12 protein-coding genes are annotated in these 16,402 nt (G+C 33.2%); 10 read left to right on the top strand and 2 right to left on the bottom strand.

Annotation, left to right across the window (positions count from 1 at the left end; all coding sequences use genetic code 11):
• The first annotated feature begins 14 nt into the window (after positions 1–14).
• Together HZC47_00290 and HZC47_00285 are read left to right on the top strand one after the other, a co-directional pair.
• Positions 15–338, top strand: a complete 324-nt coding sequence (locus HZC47_00290; GenBank protein MBI5679328.1) for a DsrE family protein — start codon at positions 15–17, stop codon at positions 336–338.
• An 8-nt stretch (positions 339–346) separates the two neighbouring features.
• The gene (locus tag HZC47_00285) at positions 347–535 is read left to right on the top strand and encodes a hypothetical protein (GenBank protein MBI5679327.1); all 189 of its coding nucleotides are present in this window, start codon (positions 347–349) and stop codon (positions 533–535) included.
• Here the strand turns inward: HZC47_00285 and HZC47_00280 are convergent.
• Positions 532–1,689, bottom strand: coding sequence for a site-2 protease family protein (locus HZC47_00280; GenBank protein MBI5679326.1), 1,158 nt, complete (start codon positions 1,687–1,689; stop codon positions 532–534). The two genes, HZC47_00285 and HZC47_00280, sit on opposite strands and share 4 nt — an antisense overlap.
• A 46-nt stretch (positions 1,690–1,735) precedes the next feature.
• On the bottom strand, positions 1,736–2,950 hold the full coding sequence (locus HZC47_00275) for a molybdopterin molybdotransferase MoeA (GenBank protein ID MBI5679325.1): 1,215 nt from the start codon (positions 2,948–2,950) through the stop codon (positions 1,736–1,738).
• 624 nt (positions 2,951–3,574) lie between these two features.
• Between HZC47_00275 and HZC47_00270 the strand changes: the two genes are divergently transcribed.
• The 8 genes from HZC47_00270 (at position 3,575) to HZC47_00235 (ending at position 16,190) form a co-directional block, all read left to right on the top strand.
• Positions 3,575–4,135: a hypothetical protein gene (locus tag HZC47_00270; GenBank protein ID MBI5679324.1), complete on the top strand. Its 561-nt coding sequence runs from the start codon at positions 3,575–3,577 to the stop codon at positions 4,133–4,135.
• Positions 4,136–4,372: 237 nt separating this feature from the next.
• Positions 4,373–4,771 (top strand): TIR domain-containing protein, encoded by a 399-nt coding sequence (locus tag HZC47_00265; GenBank protein ID MBI5679323.1) that lies wholly within the window; start codon positions 4,373–4,375, stop codon positions 4,769–4,771.
• Positions 4,772–5,203: 432 nt separating this feature from the next.
• Positions 5,204–5,428, top strand: coding sequence for a hypothetical protein (locus HZC47_00260; GenBank protein ID MBI5679322.1), 225 nt, complete (start codon positions 5,204–5,206; stop codon positions 5,426–5,428).
• A gap of 881 nt (positions 5,429–6,309) precedes the next feature.
• Positions 6,310–9,240, top strand: a complete 2,931-nt coding sequence (locus HZC47_00255) for a hypothetical protein (GenBank protein MBI5679321.1) — start codon at positions 6,310–6,312, stop codon at positions 9,238–9,240.
• Positions 9,241–9,310: 70 nt separating this feature from the next.
• Positions 9,311–9,700, top strand: a complete 390-nt coding sequence (locus HZC47_00250) for a hypothetical protein (protein ID MBI5679320.1) — start codon at positions 9,311–9,313, stop codon at positions 9,698–9,700.
• 120 nt (positions 9,701–9,820) lie between these two features.
• Entirely contained in the window at positions 9,821–10,444 is a 624-nt protein-coding gene (locus HZC47_00245) for an energy-coupling factor ABC transporter permease (GenBank protein MBI5679319.1), read from the top strand.
• A gap of 16 nt (positions 10,445–10,460) precedes the next feature.
• The gene (locus HZC47_00240; protein ID MBI5679318.1) at positions 10,461–10,934 is read left to right on the top strand and encodes a hypothetical protein; all 474 of its coding nucleotides are present in this window, start codon (positions 10,461–10,463) and stop codon (positions 10,932–10,934) included.
• Between the two features lie 531 nt (positions 10,935–11,465).
• The gene (locus HZC47_00235) at positions 11,466–16,190 is read left to right on the top strand and encodes a cobaltochelatase subunit CobN (GenBank protein MBI5679317.1); all 4,725 of its coding nucleotides are present in this window, start codon (positions 11,466–11,468) and stop codon (positions 16,188–16,190) included.
• The last annotated feature ends 212 nt before the right edge of the window (positions 16,191–16,402 follow it).

Here is a 16,402-nt window from a genome sequence, read left to right as displayed (position 1 = left end):
TAAGGGAATACAACATGCATATTGGACTTATTTTAACTAAAACTCCTGCAGAAGAAGGATTTAAAACATTCCTGGAATTTGCGAATATATATCATGGAAAGGAAGAAATTTCTATTTATTTTATAGGTAATGGAGTGTTTAGTGCAAGGAAAGGACATTCAAATCAGGGTGAAATAGAAAAATTAATTGAAAATACGCAAATTTATGCAAATTCAGGTGACTTAAAAGCCAGAGGCATTGAAAAAGACGATTTAATAGGTGGAATAATGCTACTTGAAGGTTACGATGATTTAGTTATAAATATAATGGAAAAATTTGACCAGATTTTAAGTTTCTAGAGGGTATAATGGTTAAGAGGAAAAAAACTAGAGAATCAAAGATAATGGTTGGAATAAGGTGCCAATGCCAGGATAGAGCTGTAGAAAGAGCAGGTTCGCAGCTTAGACAGGTGATGTGTAAAGAATGTGGCAAGATTTTCAAAACTAATAGGGCAACATATTTTTGTTTTAATTGTGAAAAAAAGAAAAAAAATTAAATTGAAAGTAGAATACCTCTTCCAATTCCATAAACAATATTCACCACTAAAATCGCGATTAAAACATATGATATAGTGTTAACTATTGGTCTAACAGTTTCTTTGGATAATTTATAGCCTAAAAGCTCTTCAAAGATTAATCCTCCATCTAAAGGTTTTATTGGAAGTAAATTGATTGTTCCAACAGCGAGATTTAATATACCTATCCATGTAAATAATTCTTTAAGATAGAAAAGGATCCATGGAATTATATCTCCATAAGTGTTAGAAACACCTTTATTTAAAACTAAATTATCTGCAGACCTAAATCCAGCATAAGCTAAAGTTGAATTATTGGGATTGGGCAATGTTTTAATGGTAAAAGTTCCCTGGTTCGTTTTAAAGGTTAAAATATCACCAATTTTTGTATTATTTCTAAGTTGCGCATATTCGGTGATATTTTTTATATCTTGACCATTTATATTGTAAATAATCATTCCTTCCTTTAAAATACCGTCTGACGGGCTTTTTGGAACCACGCTTGTTACTGTAATTCCTTCAGAGTGGAATGCGGCAGGAATGAAAAAACTGCTTAATATATAAAGAATTCCCAATGCAATGGCTGCAAGACTAAGATTAAATATAGATCCTGCGGCGTAAATTCTGAGTTTTGCAAGCCTGGAAACTTTTTTAACTTCTTCTTCATCGGGTTCAACAAATGCACCAGGTATAATGGTGAATAAAAGAACACCTATGGATTTAATTTTTACTCCTTCTACTCTTGCAAGAATTCCATGGGCAAATTCATGAACAATAATTACGGTTACAAGTCCAATTAATCCATAACCCAGAGGTAAAAATAACGGATTCCCAGGATAATCAACTCCAGGCAGTATAGGAACTACCTGGGGGGCTTGAAATATCATTGTAGAAGCTAATATAATTAAATAAAAGGTATATGCCATAAAAAAAACTGCTACAGGAATTCCTATATTCATGAATATTCGCCAGAATCTGGGACTCTTCTGGGCAATTCTATCAATAAGATCCCTCATCCGGCCGGTTCTTCTCATTAAAAGAGGACCATTAATGTCTATTTTTAATTTATCTTTAAATAATAGGGCTAAAACCCATATAACAATGAATGCAATTGCATAATACCATAAAACGTTCAATTAATCACCTTCAAATATTCTAATTATTTTTTTTATCATATTAATTTCAAACATTTAGAGCTTCATAAAGTAAAACATTACACTCTTCACCCTTTTCAATACCTTCAACATTCTCTTCTATTATAATATAAGAATTAGACTCCACCATGGATCTTATAATTCCTGATCCTTTAATTTTAAGGGGATAGGCTGAATTTCCATCGGTATCTGCCCTTATATATTCGGTTCTTCCCAGAGATGATGCAATTTTTCTTGAGGCTTTTTTTTTAATAATGGGAGGTTTTCTATAAATTTGTTGCATTTTAAGGAGAGTATCACGCACAAAAACGTCAAACTGTACCATTGAAGCTACAGGATAGCCAGAAAGCATGAATATAGGAGTTTGATCAACCATTCCGAACCCAAAAGGTTTTCCTGGTTTAATGGCAACACCATGAATTAAAACATCACCTAATTCACTAACTACGTCCACTACAACATCTCCTTTACTAATTGCAGTGCCTCCAGTGGTTATTACTGCATCACAGGATTTTAAAAATGTTTTAATTTGATCTTTAACTTTGTTAGCATCATCAACACAATGGGTAATGTCAGGGATTGCTTGAGTGCTTTCTACCAGCGCTTTTAATGTGTAATAATTTGAATTTATAACTTCTGCCTCATTTAATGGAGTTTTTGGCATTACAAGCTCGCTACCAGTGGTAATGACACCTATTCGTGGCTTTTTAAAAACAGTTATTTCACTGTATCCGGCAGAGGCTATTATTCCCACATCCTGTGGCCTTAATTTTTTTCCAGATTTTAAGAGTAAATCACCTTTTTTAAAGTCTTCAGCCCTGGAAGAAACATTTTCACCCGGTGCAACTGTACTTGAAACTTCTAAATCATTCTCTTTTTTTTGTGTATACTCTTCCATCAAAACAGCATTTGCTCCTTGAGGTATGGGTGCTCCTGTTGCAATTTTTATGGCTTCTCCATTTTTTACTGTGATTTTTGATGCTTTTCCTGCACCAATACTGTCAACAACTTTTAAATATGTAGGATTACTTTGTGAAAATCCAAATGTATCCTCTGCTTTTAGGGCATAACCATCCATGGCTGAATTATCAAAAGAGGGGGAATCTAAAAGTGATTCAATGTTTTCTGCAAGCACTCGATTATATGTATCTTTAAGAGATATTTTTTCAACCGATATTTTGACATTAAAACCATTTATTATGTCCAGTGCTTCTTTAAGAGGTATTAATTTAGATAAAAACATTTCAATCCTTTTCCACTAATAATAAAATTTAGTTATAAAAAGTAGTAGTATATATTGTTTTCATATAAATTATATCTATATTTGATCAGGATTTGATTAAGCTTTAATTTGTGTTTTATTCAAATAAATAATAAAAATTTAGATTAATAACTAAAATAACAGAATTCCAACTATTTTTATTAAAAATGGTTTTAATATGTTAGAATGTTTAATAAGCTGCAAATATTTCTATTTTTAGGATTTAAGGCGTTAAATTTCTTGTAACTATAAAGGGGAGGGGCAACTTATATCATATATAATTTGACCATAACATCTTGAATTAAAATAGTTTCTATTCGTGGCAATTTTTTAAAATAGGGTATAATTAAGGCTAATATACTAAAAATACAAACGAGGAGTGCTACTCTATAATCCTACCTTTAAATACTCTTTAAGAGAGTCTTAAATCTAAAAAAGAGAGCTATGGATGCGTTTTTTTCATAAAAAAATCAAAACCTTTATATGGGATATTGAGACACTATATGTTTTGTCCAAAAAGTCCCAAGTAGGTGTTTTAATACTAGTGGACACGGAGGCGGTAAAATTAAGCGACGAAAAACGTGTGCGTTGTTACTAACATTAGCTATGGCAATGTGCATATTTCCCTCAATAGGAGGGGCAGCAGAAAACCAAACTGTGGACAATAATTTAAAAATTGGTTTAAATGATAATAAAAGCGGTTTAGAAGTAAACGCAGCATCTAAGACAAAGGTTAAGGCAAAAACAGTTCGAAAAGCTAAAACTACTAAGAAATACAAGAAAACAAAAGCTACTTACAAGAAATCCAAAAAATCAAAGTACAGAAAAGTTAAAGCAGCATCCAGATACAAAAGAAGCAGTTATTCTTCAAGTAGTGCTGGATTTGTAAGTGACGGAACAACAGATTCCATAATGAAATCTGGTGCAAGATATGGATATAGGCGCGGTGTAAGCTCTGCTGCTTCCATGCAAAGTGCAGGAGCAGGGGATTGCTGGGCTATGAGTGAATATCTTAACAGTCAATTCCAATCAGCAGGATACTCTTCAAGAGTAGTTCAGTACAGAACAAGTTATTCCAGTAAGCACAGATCTGTTCAGCTAAACCAAAACGGAAGATGGGTAACAGTTCCTTATAGAGCTTACGGCTATAATTCTATGTTTGTTTAATCAACATAATTCAGCCCTATTAGCATAAGGAATATAAACCAATTTGGAGGATATAATCAGTTGTAATTCGTTACAACTGAATATCTACCTCTTTTTATTATTAAATTAATTAAATTTACTTCTTATTTTGAATTTAAAGTCTATAAACTATTTTTTTTTAAATTATATTTTTAGATAGAAATAAATGTTTTCAAATTTAAATATCTATAAATCAATGTAATTTTGGAGTATAATATCATGTTTGAGTCAGAATTAAAGGTTCATAAACTATTTATAAGCCACATCGGCGAAAATGAAAAGGAATATGACTTAATAAATGAAAAACTTTCATCTGCTCATGAATTTGAATATAAAAATTTCAGCATACTCAAAAAAGATAAACTTGAAGAAAAAGAGCTTCAAAAGCAGATAGAATCAGCAAATGTAGTTATAATTCTTTCAGGATTGTATAATAATTATAATAATATTATAAAAAATCAAATTGATATTTCAATGAAATTAAATAAGCCTATTATTGTTATAAGGCCGTATGGAATGGAAGACGTACCTCCAGAGCTTGAAGAAATTGCAGCAGAGGTTATAGGTTGGAATGCGCCATGTGTAATTGATGCAATCGAAGAAAATTATTTAGAATAATTATTTTATTAAATTCTTTTTAATAAATGAGTATATACTGAAATTAACATGTATATTCTTATTAAATGTTTAAATTTGGATTTATTTTAAAATACTTTAAATTCACTATTTATTTGTTTTATAATTTGGTTTTGTAGGTTTAGTTTATTATTATTTATTTGCATAAATTGGCCACTATAGTAATAATACCATACAAATAGAAAGTATTATATATTAAAAGAGCTAATCTTTGTTTGTAATGGCAAAGAGACAATATAGTATTACAAAAACTAAAAGTGCGTGATTTGTGTATTAATTTTTATCTTTGCCATTGGTTTCCTCCTAAAAAATAAAATATGGGGAAATGAAAAAGGAAAATACCAATCTAAACCCTGAGATATTGGCACTTCTAATGTTAAAATGCCATATAAAATAAATCTTTGGAGCAGTAGAATGGGAAATAATGAATTATTTGAGACACAGGCAATTATAAAACTTATAAATATATATTCTGACTTTGATAAGAAAGGTACGTGCATAGCATGGGTAACTTTTCCCTATAATGAAGATAATTTGAAAATTATAGGTGGAATTATAAAAAAACTCAATTGGAGTAGGGATGAATACACTTTAAGCTATGATGAAAACCTTATTTTTGTTAAAAAGGATTTGATGTAATATTAAAAATATTTTAATTTATTACTTTTTTGTGAAGTATTAAGAATAGGGGGGATCTTGCCCTTTTAGTAATAATACAAAATAAATAGAAAGTATTATATATTAAAAGCACTAATCCATGATTGTAATGGTAAAACTGGTTAAAAAAATTAAATTTCAAGTGTTAATTTAACTGTGCAGCCCCGAAAATCTCTGATTTTCGACGGCTTTTCCATTACAACCCTCCATATTTCAATAAAATGGAATCTAATATAAATTTTAGATTCTGCCCCCAAATCAAAATATAGGGCATCTAACATTCATAGCTCAAATGTATCATTATGATGCCCTATAAATTGAAATAAAATATAAATTTTCTTTTTTAAGGATTTTATACGGGTTGAATTAGCTTTATTTGATAGAAAAGTTGTTGGTTATGTTCCATATTATTACTTTTTAATATAGTTTTAGGATTATTTTATACTTTTTGTAATAATACTTAGTATTACTTTTTGATTAATTTTTGGAGGATTAATTAAGGGTTTTAGGGAGTATTTGTCGTGTTTTATTTGTTTAATTATGTTTATTCTTTTTTATAAATTTTTATTGCCATGTTTTATGGTTTATTAGATTATTTATATGTTTTAATTCAAAAATTAGATTTTTACATTCATTGTAAATATGATAGTTAGTTAATAACTGTTTATATCTACTTTAATCTATCTAAATGATCTTGGAGGGTTATTATTAAAAAATAAGGGTAATTCAAGTAAATATTATTAATTTTATCCTTTTTTTATTACAAAAACTGTTGGTTTAGCCTTAAAAGTAATAATATAAAATTAATAACAAGTATTAAATATTGGTGTTTTTCAAACCTATTATTTACTAATAAAAAGGAGGTGATAAGTATTAAGAAACAAAAAATAAAAGGACATATAGCTTTAATTGTATTTGCAGTTCTTTTCACTCTATGTATTTGTGGAACAGCATCTGCTGAAGACTTATCAACAGTAGGAGGTGAAAACAAGGATTTAGATCAATTGCAATCATCTTCTCCTGGAAGTGGACAGCCAGTTGATCCAATAATAGGTGTGAAAGTAAACTATGAATATCCTTCAGATAATGGGATTAACCCTGAAATAAAGGTTAAAGACGTTAACGGGGCACATATAGACCATACGAAAACATATGATAATGTTTTTAATGGTTATAAACTGAGTTTTATCTATCCTGGAGCAGTGGACGGTACTAAATTTAATATTACTGTTTCAGCACCAGGCTATATAGTTCAAACAAAACAAGTGGGAGTATCCCATGATCTTAGCAATCCATCAGACTCTAATTTATATGGCAATGCAGATTTCAACATGCAGGCAACAGCTAACTACAAATTAGGTCGTGAAGTTACAGCCAAAGCAGACCAAATACTGAACTTTGCAGGTTCAGAAAAAGTGCTGGCTATAACCACTGCAGGTGTGCCTAAAATCAACGGTAAAACCAGTCAGGATTGTATTGAAGGTATTTTAAATGGTTCAAATGGTAAAATAACCTATGGTAAAGGTAATTTACTGATGCTCAGACAAACAGCAGTAGATCCAGTGGATTTCCTATTTGTGGCCAAAAATGGAAATGCATTAAATGCAGTATGTTTCCGTAATGGTTCTATAGATCCATCTTACATAGGCACTATTTCTGAAAACATGAGCCGTGCTGAATGGAATAATTTAATTGCGAAAGTAGGTGGTGAAAATGCATATTCCTTTGCAAGTCTGGCTAATGCATGGAATAATGGAGCTCCTTCAGATTTATTAAGAGAAGCAGCTTTCCATGGGCATGTTTGTCAAGGAACAATCAGTGGATACACCATAACACAGGCACTACTTAATAAATACCCACCAATACAAGAAACTGCAGGAGGGCCAGGTTCTCCTAATGATATAACTTCTTACAAGGTTATAGGAGTTCCAGGTGACTCTGATGATGATGCTGTAATGTACTTTTTAGATGCTACACCAGGTAAAAGCGGATATGTGGGATTCAATACCAGTGCTACTGGTGCTAAAGACAACATGATAGGATTCATCAGATGGAATGAAAAAACTAATTTAGGCGACCTCATAGTTATGAGGTTTAAACGTGAAGAAAACCAACAAGAATTCAAAAAAGACACAGGAATAAGTCTAACAGGAGATTTAGAAACATTAAAATTCAACACTTGGATATTAGGTAAATTAAAAGATAATCCTTTACAACTGGTTGAATTTATCAAAGAAAAAACTGGACTCACAGAACAGCAATACTACTATATGGTAGGAACAAAAGCCAATATCACAAATACGGATGGTACAGTTCGTATACCTGCACAAGAAGCTCATGGATTGGATATAAACTATATGAATGGTCTTAACTTAGCTGATGCAGGTGCAACTCCAGTTACAAATAACAATGGACAGTTAACTTACGATCAGATGAAAGGAATCGGTGAAAACGCAGCTAATCTTGCTAAAAAAATATTCAAAGATGAATTAGGCATTGATCTGGAGAAAGACAACAAAAACATGGCAGTTCTTACATCTTCTGGTTATGTTCATTTAAACGGTCAAACCACTGAAGCAACATGGGATGGCATATACCAGGTTTTAGGGTCACGATTGAGCAGATCCACTCTTTTACCAATCCACATGGGATTATGGAAGCCATTATGGTTTGATTTTGTCCTGCGTGGAATTGATGGCCAGACCATGAGTTCAATATACATGCGCTATGATCCATCTACTCAGAGTTTTGTTGTAGGTAACGACTCAAATGGACATAAAGTGAATGATATAGGTCCAAATGCGCTCAACACTAATGGTAGTCTCGTAGGAACACCACTCTTTGAACTCAATAAGAATGTGTTCAAAGATGGGAACTTTGGTAACGTACAGAGCATAGCTAATGCCTGGAGAAATGATCCGCCATTTGATCAGCTGATGGCGTTCATATTCCACAACCACGCATGTCCCGGAGTACAACCAGGATTCTTTATAACAGACTATATACAGAAAAATTATCCATTAACTGGTAATCAGAGCTATTTCTACATGGGATCCAGTATTTACTGTAAAGACGATAGTTTAGTTTATCTATTGGGAGTATCTCCTGGACAAGGTACTTACATGAACCAGCGACTACTCGAAGAAGAAACAGCATCTGAAGCTCTAAATGGTGCGACTGAGGAAGGAATATTTGCTATATGGGATCCAACTACAAAAACGGCTAGGGTACTTGTTATAAACTTCAAATGGGCAGATATATACGTAAAAGATCTCGCCACTAGCGAAGCCCGGCGTGAAGCCCAGATAGCAGCATATATCAGTATTTACAAAGGCGAACCTAATGCCAGAGTCAAAGGAGTACCAAAGATTGTTGCAAGTAATGAAAAACTGTTAACTGAAAGTGAATTCAACATGATCAAACAGGGTGGAACTGCTAATACCAATGCTTTAGATTATGTTAAGGGCTTACCTATTCGAACAATGGCAGATCTGTTCCCTAACTCTGGAAATTCTCAAGGAAACACTTCTAAACATGCTACTGGAAAGTCAAGTATAGGTAATGGCTCTTTGGATGATTCTGGAGTTTCTGTGGGTGCAGTTACTCAGACAGAAGTTACAAGTCAACTTGTATCTCCAGGTTCACAGCAAGGTGCAGCATACGAAGTTTCAAAGGTCGGTCCAACCGGTTCAGATTCTGGACTTAACACTGCATTGATATTTGTAGGTGTTATATTATGTGGAGGGCTTTTAGTTCTAGGATTCTTTAGAAAAAATATATTTGGGTCAGAATAAGACCTAAATATCTTTTATTTTTTTTTAAATTCAAGGAGTTGAGCTTATATACATTAAAAGAAGATTATTCATGTCGATACTGGTAATAACAGTTGTTTTGACTTTTTGTGGTTTCACAGTAGCACATCCAGGGCATGGTACTCCTTATGAGGAAGTTACATCAAACCAAACTTCAAATCAAAATACTGGTCAAAGCACGGCTGTTACAACAAATAAAGATAGTAAAAAAGGCAAAATTAGCACAAAAGATAAGAGTAGTAGAGATAGCACAGAATCTGCAGAAACTACAAATAAAAACAAAAATAATGGAGATAATCAACCTGTTGAAGTAGTATCCAATATTAGTGAGGTTAATAGGGATTCAAATAATTTAAATAAGCAATTGATGAGCTTGGCTATTGGTGCATTTATTGCATTGGGGTTAGGAGGAATTGGATATTTTTTTAAAGGCTTTTTATAGTGTTGCTAAAGAATATTTTATTTTTCCTCAGTTATTTTTTTAGAGGATATCTTTTAAGGAATTTATATTTACATTAAAATATATTGATATAATTAATTAATCATAAAGGGAGGATATATTTTGCATTTACCTGATGGACTTATACCTTTATGGCAATCTGGGATTTACTGGATTTTAGCCATTATTACATTGGCATTATATTTTTTTAAGTTTTCTAAGACGGAGGAAAAAGAGAAAAAAATCGTTAATACTGCGATTCTTGCTGCAGTAACAGTTGTTGTGTCTTCTTTGTCTATACCGTCGCCTTTTGGTGTTCCTATGCATTTTTTCTTGATTCCTTTGGCTGTTATTTTGCTTGGCCCTCTAACTGGAGTTACTGTAGCATTTTTATGCTTCTTGGTACAATTCCTATTCCTTGGAATGGGAGGAATAACCACTTTGGGTGCTAATACTGTGACTATGGGGGTTGTGTTGAGTTTTTCAACATATATATTTTATAAACTCATTTCAAGTCTCGATGAAAAACTGGGTGTGTTTTCAGGGACATTCATGGGTATAATTATGGCAACAATATCCCATGTTTTGATACTGCTTGCAGCAGGTGTTGCAACCGTAGAAATGCTGGCAGCGACATTAATTCCGTTTTATTTGTTTGTTGCAGTTATTGAAGGTGTTGCCAACGTATTTATCATATCCTTCATTTCTAAAATTAAGCCTGACTTGTTAAAATTAGATAAAATCTAAAATGGAGATTCTAAATATGAAAATAAAAGCAATATATCTGTTAATAATCTTATTGGGAATGATAGTTCCTGTGAGCGCTCATGGAGTGGATATAACACCACAATCGACCATTGTAATTGCTGATAATTCAACTGGAATAATGGCAAAAAAAGTGGGAAATGAAATGGGATTAAATGTTACGGTATACAACTTTAAATCTGATGCTGATGTTTCTCATGAGTTGGAACACGCGCTTTCTAATTCCAATAAGAGAATTCTTGCAGTGGCTTACCAGGATACAGTTAATGAATTTTTATCCAAGAATCCCGACTTATACAATAGAATATTTGTATGTTCTGCTGATGAAATTGACATTAAAAATGGTTTAACTCTTTTAACTGCAAATAACACTAGTGGGGGCTTTTTAACACCATTTTTGGCAGGAATTCTGATTGGTGTAATAGGGGGTCTTGCGGGCGGTGTTTTTTGGATGAAAAAGAAGATTTCATAGTATTTATAATTTCTTTTTTCTTTTTTATGGATTTTTTAGTGCACTGTCTTTTAATGTTTATTACTTTTTCAGTAATACTCTCTGTTTAGATAGGTTTAATATTTTTTTGGCGTATCTGCTCCTTTTAAGGCGTTTTTTCAATTAATATTTGATTATTTCGAGAATTTTAACTTTTTATTCAATTATAAATTATAAAAGCGTGATTTATTTTGTTTTATTTAAAATAAACAGTTTTTAATGGCTTAATTTTTGTTTTTTTATGGTTAATTTTTTATCATTATTTTCGTGGTTTCAAATGGGTTGAAGATTGCAGTTATTAAGAAATGGGTTTTAATTAAGTATTTTGTAATAATTTTACTGTTTTTTTATTACAAATTCATTGGATTTAGACAAAAATGTAATAATAATTAAGTAATAACAAGTATTAAATATTGGGAAGACCTAAATATCTCCTTTATAAATAAAAAGGAGGTGAAAAGTATTAAAAAACAAATAACTTCGTTGATAATTTGCTTTGTTTTCATACTAACTATGTTTAGTCCTGTTGTGGCTCAAGATACATCACAAGTAGGTGATCCTGGAGGTTCAACGGATTATTCTATCTCTCAAACTGAAACAGATGGAAATGAAGTACAAAAAACTGGATTAAACGAGAATACAATGAATGTTGAAAATAATTCAAGTTCAAACAATACACAATTAAATATAACTAATGGGCTGGTAGATCCTAAAATTTTTGTTATAAGTTCAGATGCCAACATTAAATCAATCAATGATGCAGCAAAAGCAGTAATGAACCTTCTAAATCCGCCTTTGGCTTCAAATACTCCCGTTACATTTGAAATACGTTCATACAAACAAGTTGAAGTTATGTCTGATTCAGATCTCCTTGCCTTGATAAAAAATTCCCAAATAATAATCGGTGAATGGCTATCAGCAACAGTTGATACTAGATTATGGAACTTAATCAATCTGAACACTAGCATTTTGACTAATAAAGACGTCATAATGTTGGAAAGTCCAGGAGCAGATAATAATTTGACCAAATTAAGTCGGATAAACAATAAAAATCTTTTTGAGGGGATATCAGATACAGATATCAAATCTTTAAGAGATGCAGTTAAAGGAAGTAATATTACTGCACTTAATTCAAAAAAAGCGCAGTGGAATGACACTTCAAGCTCAAACTACCGTCCAAATGCAGTTCAATGGATTGATCTTGCATTATATTACACACAAAAAGGGCAGCAGAACTTTGAAAACCAGTTTAAATACGCTATAAAAGAATACGAAATTGCAAATGGTGGAACATGGAATCCTGCATGGGGTCCTCAAGATTATATTGTTACCCAAAAGGAAATGATCTACAGAGATGGTAAGACATTTACCAACATAAACGACTATTTGGCTCAATATTCCAAAAATCCGAATGCTGGAACAGTTGGATTAGTTGATGATGTTAGCTATGTATTAAATGGAAATATGGATCACTTTAAAGCTATGATAGATGCTTTAACTGCTAAAGGACTTAATGTTATACCAATAGTAGGCTCTTCAGGAGATAGTGTCCATTCATCTATGGTAAAATATTTCACTGACCCTCAAAATAAAATAAATGGGATTATAAGTTTTTTTGACTTTGCTTTAGGGAATAACAAAACAAATCAACTTCTTCAAGATCTAAATGTTCCAGTATACAAAGCAATGAGAACAGATAAAAGAACTGAGGGTGAATGGTTGGTATCACAAGAAGGGCTCCCTTGGAATGAAGTCTATTATAAAATAGCAATGCAGGAAACTCAGGGAATAATTGAACCTACATTTTTAGCTTCAAGTGAAAATTCCACTGATACTGTAACTGGTGCTTCTATATCACGTTTTAAGCCAATTCCAGATAGAGTAGAGAAAGTAGCTGACAGAATAAATAACTGGATAAAGCTTCAAAAAATGAACAACACTGACAAGAAAATTGCTATGGTGTACTATAATTACCCTCCAGGGAAACAGAACATTGGTGCCAGTTATCTAAACGTTCCTGAGAGTATTTTGAACATATTACAAAATTTGAAGTCTCAAGGATACAATGTAGGAGATATTCCTAACAATGAAAGTGCACTTGTTGGCAATATGACAATTAGAGGCATAAATGTTGCTAGTTGGGCACCTGGAGAGCTTGAAAAATTAGCTAATGATCCTAACACAGTTTTATGGGATGTTGAAGAGTACAAAGCATGGTTTAATACACTGGACCCTATTGCTAAAAAGGAAGTAATTGAAGGTCCTACAGGATATATTGAAGAAATTACCAAGGCAGGAATAAGCACTGGCTCAAAAAATGCAACTAAAATTGCTATAGATAAATGGACGGTTGAGATGAAAAGTCTTGCGGATACATTCCCTGAAAAATCATCTCAGGCTAACCAACTCATTAATCAAATGAATACAGCATTAAAATCTGTGATCGATGGAGATAATAGTAAATGGAACGATTTCTACACTGCAAAGGAACAATTTAAAACACTGAATATGGCAGGACTTAGTGGTTGGGGAGACGTACCAGGAAACATCATGACTGTGAAAAAAAATGGTAAAGATTACATAGTAATTCCGGGAATGTACTATGGAAATGTTTACATGGGTCCTGAACCTCAAAGAGGATGGGAAGCTGATGCAGCTAAACTTTACCACAATACTGCAGTACCTCCACATCACCAGTATCTTGCTTGGTATGCATGGATAAACACGAAATTTGGCGCTGATGCTCAGATTCATATGGGAAGACACGCTACATACGAATGGCTACCTCATAAACAAGTGGCACTGACTCAATTTGACTACTCTGATATTACAGCAGGAAACACGCCTTCAATATACCTTTATAATATGGATGGTGTGGGAGAAGGAGTTCAGGCCAAAAGAAGAGGATATTCAGTTATTATAGATCATTTAATCCCTCCAATGAAGTCTACGGAACTCTATGGAGGATATGTAAACTTAAAATCAGATGTGGACTGGTATCAAGATCACAAAAATGATGATCTCCCACTGCTTAAGGCACAGTATAAAGCACGGATAGCGGATGTGGTGAATAAACTTAATTTAGCCACGGAATTAGGCATAAAAGATTTAAATAACCTGACTGATGCAGATATGGACAAAATACACAACTACTTGGAACAAATGGAAAATACATTAATCCCAATTGGACTTCATACATTTGGGAAACAGTGGAACAGCACAGAAATAGAGGATTTAGCAAATATAATGGTATCAGTGAATGGGGGAACAGTAGATAACTATAAAAAACTAATAAATGACAGTTTCAGCAATGAAATGAAATCACTTTTAAGGTCTTTAAATGGAAGTTATGTGTCTCCTGGAACTGGAAATGATCCAATAAGAAATAATGAATCTCTTCCAACTGGTAGAAACTTTTATTCACTTAATGACAATCAGTTACCTACAAAAGATGCGTGGAATTTAGGTAAAAAACTTGCAGATATGGCTTTAGCCCAATATGACTCGGGAAAATTCCCTGAAAAAATAGCTGCAGTGGTTTGGTGTGTAGAAACTTCCAGAGACGATGGTACTATGGCATCATTTGTTTTAAGGATGTTAGGAGTGGAACCAGAACCAACTCAAAAATGGTTAACTGGAGGAAGTACAGGAAAAATGCAAGCGACACCTCTAAGCACTCTTCTTACAGATTTAAATAATGAAAGAGCAAAAATAGGGCTTGCACCAGTAACAGAAAGGCCAAGGATCGATGTAATAACAACTACAAGTGGGCTTTTCAGAGATTTATTCCCAAAACTTTTAGTTAACATGGACAGATCTTATCGTGTTGCTTTAGCTTCATCTTACAATACCATTGTCAATGATCCTCAAAACAATGACATCAAAGGAAGTCTCAACTATGCTATTGATCCACTAATAAGGGCATCATATTCAACCAATGGCACATTTCCAACTAATATTAAATGTAATGACTCAATTGAAAGCAATTACATAGCAAAACACTGGATTAAAACAGTTAGAGACCTTATTAGCAAAGGTATCCCTGCTGATCAAGCAGGAGAACTAGCAATCACACGTATATTTGGTCCACCAACAGGAGATTATGGTGCAGGAGTTAATAAAGCATTAGGACAATCATGGACATGGAACAGTACAGATCAAGTTGCAGATCTTTACCTAGAGAGAATGGGGCATTCTTATACTGAAAGAAATTGGGGAACAGCTAACACTGGATTATTCAAAGACCTTCTTAAAGGTGTTACTACAGCATATCACAGTAGAAGCTCTAATTTATATGGAGTATTGGATAATGACGACTTTTTTGACTACTTTGGTGGGCTTTCAATGGGAATAAAAAGAGCTAACAATGGAAAAGCACCAGATCTAAAAGTACTGTCATATGCTGATAAAACTAACCCAAAGGTCATGTCTTTAAAAGAATTCATGGGAAACGAACTTAGAACCCGTTACTTAAACCCACAGTGGATTAAAGGGATGATGGGTGAGGATTACAGTGGTGCAAGAGAGCTTTCTAATAAGTTCATATCTAACATGAAAGGATGGCAGATAACCACTCCTGAAATTATGGAAAACTGGATGTGGGATGAAACAGTGAAAACATATTTGCTGGATCAGCACAATACTGGAGTGACAGAATGGCTTTCTAAAGGAAACAACGCCTATGCAATGATCAGTTTTACAGGAACCCTTCTTGAAATGGCTCATAAAGGTTACTGGAAGACCGATGACGCTACATTGAAAATGGTGGCTAATAAATGGGCTCAAACTACAATTCAAAGTGGTGTAGCCTGTTGCGATTGCAGTTGTGGTAACCTGGCTATGATTGAATGGGCTACTCAGTACGTGAACCCGGATATTTTAGCTCAGTTCAATGCACAGATATACAAGGCTACTAAAAATCCGTCTTTTGCTCCAAGTCAGACAAATACTCAGGTTCCAACAGGACAAACTGGCTCTGGTCAAGCTTATGGAAAACAGGTAGAAGCGGCAAATTCAAACAATCCCTCAAGCAGCGATAATCAACAACAGTCAGAAGCAGGCCAAAGTCCAGGTGATCAAGGGCAGCAGAAGGCTTATGAGGTTTCTAAATCTGATTCTTCTTCAAGTTCTTCAGAAACTGGAATGCCGATAGCAGCAATTATTGGGGTTGTGCTTCTAATTGGTTTAGTTGGTGTTGGTTACTTTAGGGAGGATATATTGAGCTTCTTTAGAAGATAAAAAAATTTTTTTCACTCGAAAGTCTGTGATTTTTGGTGTTGAAGGAAACTATCAAAATCTATGATTTTGATGCAACAAATCGAAGATTTGTTTGCTGTGCTTCCTGAACCTCGAAACGAAGTTAGCAAAATTTTAGTTTTGCACTCCAAACCGAAGGTTTGAGAGTTTCGAGTGCCCCGAAAACATAGTTTTCGAGGCTTTTTTCTTTTTTA

It is taken from the genome of Methanobacterium sp. (assembly GCA_016222945.1).
Classification (GTDB): domain Archaea; phylum Methanobacteriota; class Methanobacteria; order Methanobacteriales; family Methanobacteriaceae; genus Methanobacterium_D.
The sequence above is the reverse complement of the archived record's forward strand: the minus strand, read 5'-3'. Positions and strand labels throughout refer to the sequence as shown.

Bases quoted from the DNA above. Each gene is read 5' to 3' on its own strand.
- HZC47_00285 (MBI5679327.1), top strand. From the start codon at position 347: ATGGTTAAGAGGAAAAAAACTAGAGAATCAAAGATAATGGTTGGAATA.
- HZC47_00270 (MBI5679324.1), top strand. From the start codon at position 3,575: ATGGCAATGTGCATATTTCCCTCAATAGGAGGGGCAGCAGAAAACCAA.
- HZC47_00265 (MBI5679323.1), top strand. From the start codon at position 4,373: ATGTTTGAGTCAGAATTAAAGGTTCATAAACTATTTATAAGCCACATC.
- HZC47_00260 (MBI5679322.1), top strand. From the start codon at position 5,204: ATGGGAAATAATGAATTATTTGAGACACAGGCAATTATAAAACTTATA.
- HZC47_00235 (MBI5679317.1), top strand. From the start codon at position 11,466: ATGTTTAGTCCTGTTGTGGCTCAAGATACATCACAAGTAGGTGATCCT.
- HZC47_00290 (MBI5679328.1), top strand. From the start codon at position 15: ATGCATATTGGACTTATTTTAACTAAAACTCCTGCAGAAGAAGGATTT.
- HZC47_00250 (MBI5679320.1), top strand. From the start codon at position 9,311: ATGTCGATACTGGTAATAACAGTTGTTTTGACTTTTTGTGGTTTCACA.
- HZC47_00275 (MBI5679325.1), bottom strand. From the start codon at position 2,950: ATGTTTTTATCTAAATTAATACCTCTTAAAGAAGCACTGGACATAATA.
- HZC47_00240 (MBI5679318.1), top strand. From the start codon at position 10,461: ATGAAAATAAAAGCAATATATCTGTTAATAATCTTATTGGGAATGATA.